The sequence below is a fragment of the Kitasatospora putterlickiae genome (assembly GCF_039527695.1).
In the GTDB taxonomy this organism is placed as follows: Bacteria; Actinomycetota; Actinomycetes; order Streptomycetales; family Streptomycetaceae; genus Kitasatospora; species Kitasatospora putterlickiae.
Genome location: NZ_BAAAKJ010000022.1, coordinates 7,284 through 8,969 on the forward strand (window position 1 = coordinate 7,284; position 1,686 = coordinate 8,969).

Annotated in this window: 2 protein-coding genes; both read right to left on the bottom strand. The window is 74.0% G+C overall.

Annotated features, from left to right (window positions below; translation table 11 throughout):
• Positions 1–55 precede the first annotated feature (55 nt).
• On the bottom strand, positions 56–1,000 hold the full coding sequence (locus ABD308_RS02860) for an RNA polymerase sigma factor SigF (protein WP_344324992.1): 945 nt from the start codon (positions 998–1,000) through the stop codon (positions 56–58).
• A 223-nt stretch (positions 1,001–1,223) separates the two neighbouring features.
• Positions 1,224–1,562 (bottom strand): hypothetical protein, encoded by a 339-nt coding sequence (locus tag ABD308_RS02865; protein ID WP_344324995.1) that lies wholly within the window; start codon positions 1,560–1,562, stop codon positions 1,224–1,226.
• Positions 1,563–1,686: the final 124 nt, after the last annotated feature.

Sequence of the window (1,686 nt, forward strand, 5' to 3'; positions counted from 1 at the left end):
GCGCGGCTAACCGCTGCGGGGGGCCGGAAACACCCGGAGGGGCGCCGGTTGTTCGTCAGCCGGGTTCGGGCGGGGCGTCGGAGCGGCCGTCCGCCGCACGGTCCTCCAGTTCTTCGCGCAGGTGGGCGAGGGTGGCGGAGAGCAGCCGGGAGACGTGCATCTGGGAGACGCCGATCCGCTCGGCGATCTCGGACTGCGTCCGGTCCTCCCAGAAGCGCAGCTTCAGCACCGTCTGTTCGCGCTGCGGCAGCTGCCCAAGGAGGGGGCGGACGGCGGTGCGGAACTCGGCCAGCTCGATGCCCGGGTCGCAGGAGCCGAGCCGGTCCAGCAGAGCGCTGCCGGACTCGTCGGTGTCCTGGTCGCGCAGCGCGTCCAGCGAGTTGGGCCGGTAGACCCGGCCGGCGACCAGACCCTCGACGACCTCGTCGACGGTGAGGTCCAGCTCCTCGGCGATCTCCTCGGGGTGCGGGAGGCGGCCGAGCCGCTGTTCCAGGCGGTCCGAGCCGCGCGCGACGGTCAGGTAGAACTCCTGCATCCGGCGCGGGACGCGCACGGGCCAGGAGGTGTCGCGGAAGAACCGCTTGATCTCGCCGGCGATGGTGGGGATGGCGTAGGTCACGAACTCGACGCCGCGGCCGGGGTCGTAGCCGTCGACCGCCTTGATCAGCCCCACGGTGCCGACCTGGAGGATGTCGTCCATGTCCTCCGGGCGGTGCCGGAAGCGCCCGGCGATGAAGCGCACCAGCGGCATGTTGAGTTCGATGATGGTGCCGCGCACGTAGCTGTAGGCGTGCGTCTCGCGGGCCAGCCCGGTGAGCCGCTCGAAGAGCGCGTCGCTGAGCTCACGGGCCTCGGTCTTGCCCATGACCCGCAGCTGCGCCTCGGTGGGGCGCGGGGGCAGGTCCGGCGGTAGCCCGTCCGTCGACGCGGACGGCGGGGGGTCGGCGCGGTGGCCGGTCGGGTCGGTGCGGTGGCCGGTTGGGAGTGTCGAAGTGGACACGGCGGTTCTCCAGGGAACGGGAACGCCTCGGACCGCCTGGGGCGTGGGACGGGATCGCCCGCGCACACCGCGGCTCCTCTTCCCGAAGACCTCTGCCCGGCTTCTTCAAGCGACGGTCCAGGTGGCGCCCGACGGGCGCGGGGGCGGCCGGCGGTGGTGCTCCACGACCGCTCCGTTGGTGTTGGTACCCCGCACGGGACGATTGATGCCGATTCGCCCGGATTCATCCTCCACGCCCCGGGCAGCCGCGATGTGACCGCGTCCGCAGTCCGCGGGCCGACAGCAGGACGACGGTCGGCAGCCAGACGACGGAGAACAGCGTCAGCGCGACGGCCGTGTGCACCGTCGCGCCGACCAGCAGCAGCCCGACCGACAGCGCCGTCAGCAGCGCCAGCACCGATCCGGGCACCCGCGCGGCCGCGTCCAGCGCCCGCCCCGGCGCGCCCGGCAGCACGAACCGCATCGTCCGCAGCCGCTGGTCCAGCCGCCGGTCCGCCCGGAGGTCGCCCTCGATCTCCGCCAGGATGCGCCGCTCCCGGCTCGACAGTCCCGGACCGTCCATGACGGCCACCTCCGCACCAGTACCCCGCGGCCCCGCACACCCCGGCGGGTGCCCCGCCCCCGCACCGCCAATCCGGCGCGAGGGCGGTCCCCCCGTCCGGCGCTAACCGGTGGCCGACGCGAGC

Bases quoted from the DNA above. Each gene is read 5' to 3' on its own strand.
- ABD308_RS02865 (WP_344324995.1), bottom strand. From the start codon at position 1,562: ATGGACGGTCCGGGACTGTCGAGCCGGGAGCGGCGCATCCTGGCGGAG.